7 protein-coding genes and 1 pseudogene are annotated in these 7,940 nt (G+C 34.1%); all 8 read left to right on the top strand.

Features of this window, described 5'->3' with window-relative positions:
• Nucleotides 1-261, top strand: a pseudogene (locus MLD65_RS17640) (IS4 family transposase); the annotation flags it as partial.
• Between the two features lie 405 nt (nucleotides 262-666).
• Entirely contained in the window at nucleotides 667-1,548 is an 882-nt protein-coding gene (galU, locus tag MLD65_RS17635; RefSeq protein WP_243293132.1) for a UTP--glucose-1-phosphate uridylyltransferase GalU, read from the top strand.
• Nucleotides 1,549-1,855: 307 nt separating this feature from the next.
• On the top strand, nucleotides 1,856-2,824 hold the full coding sequence (locus MLD65_RS17630) for a glycosyltransferase family 2 protein (protein WP_243293131.1): 969 nt from the start codon (nucleotides 1,856-1,858) through the stop codon (nucleotides 2,822-2,824).
• Between the two features lie 136 nt (nucleotides 2,825-2,960).
• A complete protein-coding gene (locus tag MLD65_RS17625; protein WP_243293130.1) occupies nucleotides 2,961-4,229 on the top strand; it encodes an oligosaccharide flippase family protein in 1,269 nt (422 codons plus the stop codon).
• 33 nt (nucleotides 4,230-4,262) lie between these two features.
• Complete coding sequence (locus MLD65_RS17620; RefSeq protein ID WP_243293129.1) at nucleotides 4,263-5,180, top strand: ATP-grasp fold amidoligase family protein; 918 nt, start codon at nucleotides 4,263-4,265, stop codon at nucleotides 5,178-5,180.
• Nucleotides 5,181-5,191: 11 nt separating this feature from the next.
• The gene (locus MLD65_RS17615) at nucleotides 5,192-6,217 is read left to right on the top strand and encodes an NAD-dependent epimerase (protein ID WP_243293128.1); all 1,026 of its coding nucleotides are present in this window, start codon (nucleotides 5,192-5,194) and stop codon (nucleotides 6,215-6,217) included.
• A gap of 19 nt (nucleotides 6,218-6,236) precedes the next feature.
• Nucleotides 6,237-7,562 (top strand): UDP-glucose dehydrogenase family protein, encoded by a 1,326-nt coding sequence (locus tag MLD65_RS17610; protein ID WP_243293127.1) that lies wholly within the window; start codon nucleotides 6,237-6,239, stop codon nucleotides 7,560-7,562.
• A gap of 191 nt (nucleotides 7,563-7,753) precedes the next feature.
• The coding region (locus tag MLD65_RS17605; protein WP_243293126.1) for a DUF4277 domain-containing protein at nucleotides 7,754-7,940 on the top strand (187 nt) is incomplete at its 3' end.

Here is a 7,940-nt window from a genome sequence, read left to right as displayed (position 1 = left end):
CATTTAAATGTCCCTGTCTTATTCGGAACGACGAAGAATGCTGTTTATAATCAGTTGTTCGCTGCTTTAATCGCCTATGTCCTTCTAAAATGGCTATATGATCAAACAGCCAAACGAAAAGTATTCACCTCTTTATCTTTTATTACATTTAAACGAAAACTGCTGACAGGAGAGCTTCCGATTGATTGGTTTTCGGAAATGATGACATTTCTAAAAAGCTACTCAACTTTTTATAGGATAAGTCTGCCTAAATTTGGATAATCAACACGCATGGGCTGATTTATAAGGATACGAATGTATGCCTTAGAATCAGTCATTAAAAATTTTGTAAACATTTTTGTTGGAACGATTATAATAAAAGCTAAGATTTGATAATAGGAAATAGAATATTTTTTTTACAGCAATCTCCCTTTCCATTTTAAGTAAAGGGTGCTAGAATAATTAATTGTAATAATGTAGGCCATCTTGTGTATAAATTTTAGTGCAATGGCTTCTTACCTAGAGTATCTTTAGGAATCGTAGAATCGTATACTTAGCCCGTGTCATTATGAAAGTATCTTGATGGGTGCATTAATCATCTATACATGAATAAAACGAGTAAGAATTTAGATATCTATATTATTCTCCCATATATCTAGATTTTTTCTATGAAAGGAGAGATAGGGTTTGAAGACAGTCAAAAAAGCTATTATTCCAGCTGCGGGGCTTGGAACACGGTTTTTACCAGCTACAAAAGCAATGCCAAAAGAGATGCTTCCAATTGTTGATAAACCCACAATTCAATATATTGTTGAAGAAGCTATCGCTTCTGGTATAGAAGATATTATTATTGTAACAGGAAAAGGTAAACGTGCTATTGAAGATCATTTTGACCACTCATTTGAGCTTGAGCACAATTTAATGGAAAAAGAAAAGTTTGATTTACTTGAGAAAGTCCGTAAACCATCACAAGTTGATATTCATTACATTCGACAAAAAGAACCGAAAGGACTTGGGCATGCTGTATGGAGTGCCCGTAAGTTTATAGGTGATGAGCCATTTGCGGTTCTGCTCGGAGATGATATTGTCCAGTCTGAAAAACCTTGTTTACGTCAATTAATTGATGAATATGAGAAAACTCAAGCTTCTGTTATTGGTGTTCAAGAAGTGCCAGAGAGCGAGACACATCGTTATGGTATTATTGACCCGGTAGAACAAAATGGCCGCCTATACCAAGTGAGTCATTTCGTTGAAAAACCAAAGCAAGGAACAGCACCATCTAATTTGGCTATTATGGGTCGCTACGTCTTAAACCCTGAAATTTTTAAGTTCCTTGAAGAACAAAAAATCGGAGCTGGTGGAGAAGTACAACTCACAGATGCTATTCAGCATTTAAACGAAATTCAACGCGTGTTTGCTTATAATTTCGAAGGAAAACGTTATGATGTGGGCGAAAAACTAGGATTTATAAAGACTACAATTGAGATTGCGATGCAAAACCATGAGTTGAAAAATCAACTCATTCCTTTTATGGATGCATTACTAGTTGGAGAAAAAGAAAAAAGTTAACGAAATATACAGTCGGATTTATATATCTATGTATAGAATTTTAATTAAAAGAGATGGAAGATGCCCCCGTGTGAAATTAATTGGGGCATTTTTTTAAATATAGAAAATATGTAACGAGAAAAATCACATACTAAAGGAAGGAACCCCTTTTTGGAAAAAATATTACATAGTTAAATGAAATTTTAATCGGATTGTAACGTTACATTTAATAAATGAAAGATTAAGCTAAATGTTAGAGTTCGTCCTTCGTCCAGTTTAAATTTGGCAAGAGATATACATCGATATGGTTTTTAAAGGAGAGCACCTTATGGAAAAATTAGTAAGTGTTGTGATGAGTACATATAACGAAAGTGAAAAAGAAATTAAGCAAGCAATAGATTCGATATTAAACCAAACCTATACTCATTTTGAGTTTGTCATCATCTTAGATAACCCTGAAAATGCTGAAATTTTGAAATTGCTTACAGAATACGAAAAAGTAGATCAGAGAATTAATTTAATTTTCAATGAAGAAAATATCGGTTTAGCAATGAGCTTAAACAAAGGAATTCAGCTTTCGAAAGGGGAAATTATTGCCCGAATGGATGCAGATGACATATCTGATAAAGACCGAATTAAAAGACAGATGGACTATTTATTCAGAAACGATTTAGATATGGTTTCGAGCAGCTGTATGTATATAAATGAAGCGGATGAAGTAATAGGAAGTAACCAGAATGTATTTACTCAACCGCATCAAGTAAATAAAATACTCCCGCTTATCAACATCATCGTTCATCCATCCGTTATTATAAAAAAGGCCGTTATAGACGATGTCGGCGGATATAGAAACTTTAAAGTAGCACAAGATTATGATTTATGGTTAAGATTGGTCACGGCTCATTATAAAATTGGAATTATTAATGAACCGCTCATCTCTTATCGTATTCGGAAAGAAAGCAATTCGCGAAAAGATAAATACAAACAATTTTTAATTGATAAATATCAAAAACAATTGTATAAACAACGGCTTGAAAAAGGTACAGACGATTTTTCGGTAGAAAACTTAGAGGAATTTATGAAGGCTCATGGCTATTATGACGGTAAGAACAGAAACACATTTAATCTTGCCTATGAAACATTCCAAAATGCCATGGAACTATTAAGAAAAGGAAACGTAATGATTGGCATCAAGCAATTATTTAAAGCAAACACGAAACACAAGTATATTCTTGAATTAACAAAGAGGTTTATTTTGTTCAATATGATGAAGAAATTTTTTCGTTTTAATCGTTAAAGAGTTATTGATTTTGTTGAAAAAATGATATAGTGGTATTTGTCGGAAATGGTTATTGAATACGGAATAATCACGATTCCAGTAAATAAAGATATGGCTGTTCTTCAGCTTCTCTAAGGAAGTGTCACCAAGTATTATGAGTAAATTAATTAATTTCTTTTTATCGAGAAAAAACTTTATTTTTTATACACTGCTTAAAGTGTTAATTATGGTGCTAGGATTAATAACAAACATCATTATAGTAAGAAAGTTATCTGTACATGATTTCGGTGTGTACTCTGTGGCGTTTATGTTGATTGGTCTAGCAACAACATTTGGTTTTAGCTGGAGCTCTTCATCGATTCTTTTTTTTGGAAGTAAGGAAAAGGTAAAATATGGGTCGATCAATAAAACGTTTTGGGCGCGAAACGTCATTATATTCTTTAGTTTAATCATTGTTTCGCTCATTTTTATTATTTTTCAAAGTGCCATTAACAACTATATTGGCATGGATTTAGCGTTATTAATATTAGTTTGGCTTTTTATAAGTGTCAGTGAAGACTTCCTAAGTAATTACTTTTTAGCGATAAAAAAACAAATTTTTTCCGCTATGTTATCGGTGACAGCAAAGGTCCTTTTTTTAAGCACCATTTTATTTATGTCATTTGATGTGAAAACACTCATCATTATCAATATTTTTAGTCATGCGACAGTTCTTTTATATATATTAACGATAAATAAAAAAGATATCGGAAAATTTGAGTTCGATAAAGACTGGTTTAAGCAAGTATTAAATTTTTCCCTTTGGCAATTGTTTGGCTATTCAGGACTGTACTTAATCAATTTTGGCGATACAGCTGTTATTAAACATTTTATGACGAATGAAGATGTGGGGATGTACAATGCTGCTTATCAACTGTTTACAGCTGTATCTGGATTTGCAGGTGTCATCTCCTCTTACTATGCATCAAGCATTTCTATGTACTTTACAAAAAATGATACCCTAAATATAAAACGGTTCTTTCACAAAGAAAGATATATTATATTTGGTTTAAGTACATTGGCACACATCATTGTAATGATATTTTCAAAACCGATTATTGTGTTGTTTTATGGTGAAAGATATACGGATGCGGTCATCATCTTCAATGCTCTAATGATTGGAAGTATTTTTAGATATCTTTCCGTTTTTTATATGCTTTATTTTAATACGAATAATAAACATAAATTACAACAGCTTATTAACATTATTAGAGCTGTATTAAATATTGGTTTAAATATTATCCTTATCCAATATTTTGGACTTCTTGGTCCAGCGATTGCAACAACGATAGCTATTATTTTAACGACTGGATATTCTGCTTTTTATTGTGAAAAGCGCATTAAAGCGATAGTCTGTGAAAGTAGACATGAAAAATTAGCTTAAAAAACATTGGTTACTTAGTCTAGAGGTGAATTTATGATTCAGCAAGTAAAAAAAATTTTGAAAAATAATGACCAAATAGCGAATTCCTATTATCAATTAAAAGAGCTCTACTATAAATATTTGATTACCGATACAATTTTAATAAAGAAGAAGTTCAAGAAAAAACTAGGAAGAGACGTGAATTTAACAAACCCGGTGAAATTTAATGATAAAATTCAATGGTTAAAATTACATTGGTATGATCCACTCGCTACAAAATGCGCTGATAAGTATGAAGTAAGAGAATTTGTAGAAGAGAGAGCTGGTAAAGAGTTATTAAATGAACTATACGGCGTATATGAATCGGTCAATGAAATTCATATTGATGCGCTACCAGAATCTTTTGTCTTAAAAGCGAGTCATGGATCAGGGTGGAACATCATTTGCAAAAATAAAAACGAGATGGATTGGGATTTAGAATTTAAGAAAATGAGAAGGTGGCTCAATACGAATTTTTATCTATATGGACGTGAATGGGTATATCGGGATTTAAAGCCGCGCATTATATGTGAGCGGTTTTTGTCAGATGAAAACGGTGAACCGCCAAAAGACTATAAAATCTTTTGTTTTAACGGTGAACCTAAATTAATTCAAGTGGACTTCGATCGATTTACTTCGCACGGACGAAATTTTTATGACTTAAATTGGGCGTTTCAAGATATAGAAATTATCTATCCAAACAACCGTGACGTAAAAGTACCTAAACCAGCTTGTTTAGAACAAATGCTCGAATTAAGTAGGAAATTATCGAAAGACTTTCCACATGTGAGAGTCGACTTTTATGTCGTTCAAGGCAGAATTGTTTTTGGAGAGTTAACGTTCTTTCATGAAAGTGGCTACGGACAATTCAGACCAGAGGAATTTGAAACAGAAATGGGAAGTTGGTTAACACTTCCAGAAAAATCGTTATAAGGAGAGGTAATATGGATTATTTATCAAATAGTAAAATTCTCATTACGGGATCTTCCGGTTTTATTGGTTTTCATTTATCCAATGCCTTACTAAGCGAAGGATGTCAAGTTGTCGGAATCGATAATATGAATGATTACTATGACGTTTCCTTGAAGGAAGAACGGCTAAGACGGTTAAACAAAAAGGATCAGTTTACTTTTTATAAAATAGATTTAAAAGACAAACAAGCTATAGACAAGTTGTTTCATGAGCATACATTCGATTTCGTCATTCATTTAGCAGCCCAAGCAGGAGTACGTTATAGTATTGATAACCCTTATGCTTATGTCGATTCTAATTTAATGGGCTTTATGAACATGTTAGAAGCTTGTCGATATCATCCAGTGAAGCATTTCATCTATGCTTCTTCAAGTTCAGTGTATGGTGGTAATAAAGTGGTACCATTTTCAACCAATCACCACGTCGATCATCCGGTTAGTTTATATGCTGCAACGAAGAAATCAAATGAATTAATGGCTCATACGTATAGCCACCTTTATGGAATTCCGACAACGGGATTAAGGTTCTTTACCGTTTATGGACCTTGGGGACGACCGGATATGGCTTACTTCTCGTTTACAAAACGTATCGTAGAAGGAAAAGCGATTAAAGTGTTTAATCACGGTAAAATGGAAAGGGACTTTACGTACATTGATGATATTGTAGAAGGGATTGTGAAGCTTATCCCAGTTATTCCTCAACCGAATGAATCGTGGGATGAGACTGAAGGGGATATTAGTAGTAGTTTTGCTCCATATAAAATTTATAACATTGGTAATAACCAACCTGTTCAATTAGAAAAATTTATCTCTGTCTTAGAAGAAAAAATTGGTAAACGAGCCGAAAAAGAATATTTACCAATGCAACCTGGAGATGTCTTTAAAACGTATGCAGATATTTCAGGTTTAGAAAAAGATATCGGATTTAAACCGAATACGGGTATTGAAGAAGGACTTGAGCAGTTTGTAAACTGGTATTGTGAATACTATCGTGTCTAAAAAATGAAGGGAGCAGGAAATGATGCATAAAATTGCAGTAGTTGGTACTGGCTATGTAGGATTGGTGACAGGTGCTTGTATTTCAGACTTTGGTTTAAATGTTTTGTGTGTAGATATCGATGAAGAGAAGGTTGAGAAATTACGCAAAGGAATTATTCCGATTTATGAGCCTGGTTTACAACCAATTGTTGAAAGAAATGCTTATTATAAACGATTAGAATTTACAACAGATATTCAACATGCTGTATCAGAGTATGACGTTATTTTTATAGCGGTTGGTACACCGCCAGCAGAAGATGGAAGTGCAGACTTAAAATACGTAGAAGCTGTTGCGCGTGATATAGGGAAATATATGAATGGGTATAAAGTGATTGTGGATAAAAGTACTGTTCCAATTGGTACCGGTCAAAAGGTGAAAGGTTGGGTGCAAGATGAACTGGAAAAAAGAGGTGTAAACCATGAGTTTGATGTTGTATCAAACCCAGAATTTTTACGGGAAGGTTCAGCTGTTCATGACTTTACTCATCCAGACCGTGTCGTAATCGGAGCGGAATCGGAAAAAGCGATGTCCATTATGAAAGAAGTGTATCGCGTATTGTATTTAAATGAAACGCCATTTATTGAAACGAATATTGAAACAGCGGAAATGATTAAATATGCGGCTAATGCTTTCTTAGCAATGAAAATTACGTTTATTAACGAAGTAGCGAATTTATGTGAAAAAGTAGGGGCGAATGTTCAAGATGTCGCCAAAGCAATGGGGCGCGACGGTCGGATTAGTCCGAAGTTTTTACACCCTGGACCAGGCTATGGAGGAAGTTGTTTCCCGAAAGACACTTCAGCATTAGCGGAAATTGGGAAACAATTCGACTCACCAATGACTTTAATTGAAACGACTGTGAAAGCGAATGAACGACAAAAGATAATAATGGCAGAGAAAATTGAACAGGAATTGGGGGGACTTGAAGGGAAGCAACTGGCCATTTTAGGGTTATCGTTTAAACCGAATACCGATGACATGCGAGAAGCTCCTTCCATCACTATTTTGAATGAACTTGCAAAAAAAGGAGCAACCTTTAAAGTGTATGATCCAATCGCCTATAAAGAAGCGAAATGGCGCTTGGAAAATATAAATGATAAAATCACCTATTGTGAAAATGAATATGAAACGATGAAAGATAGCGATGCCTTAGTCATCATTACGGAGTGGAATCAATTTAGAAATCTACATTTAGATCAAGTAAAACAACTATTAAAACAACCTTATTTCTTTGACCTTCGCAACATTTATAGAAGAGAAGCGATGGAAGTACAAGGATTTAAATATGTTGGAGTTGGACAATAAAAAATGAATGGGCTGTTGAGATACTCGACAGCCCATATTGTATTTATATTTGGATCGCTAAATCTACACCTGTATTTTATCGATCCCACATTCGGCAGGTGCCAAATTAAGAAATTTTGTTTTTTTAAAGAGAAATGTTCCCTCCCCATCGAAAAATATCACTAATGAATGATTGTGGGGGAATGATTCCGATGACACAGACGGACCAAATTTTTACACTTTCGGCTGGACCATCTCAATTGATTTCTGCTATTTGTGATGAGATAGGATTTGAAAAAATTATAAATGAACAGCTTGAATGGGACAAGAACCGCTGTCATTTATCACCTGGCACCCGCTTGAAAGCGCTGGTCATCAACATCCTGTGTGATCGTCAAC

The sequence above is a fragment of the Bacillus sp. FJAT-47783 genome, from assembly GCF_022808615.1.
Classification (GTDB): domain Bacteria; phylum Bacillota; class Bacilli; order Bacillales; family Aeribacillaceae; genus Bacillus_BZ.
The sequence above is the reverse complement of the archived record's forward strand: the minus strand, read 5'-3'. Positions and strand labels throughout refer to the sequence as shown.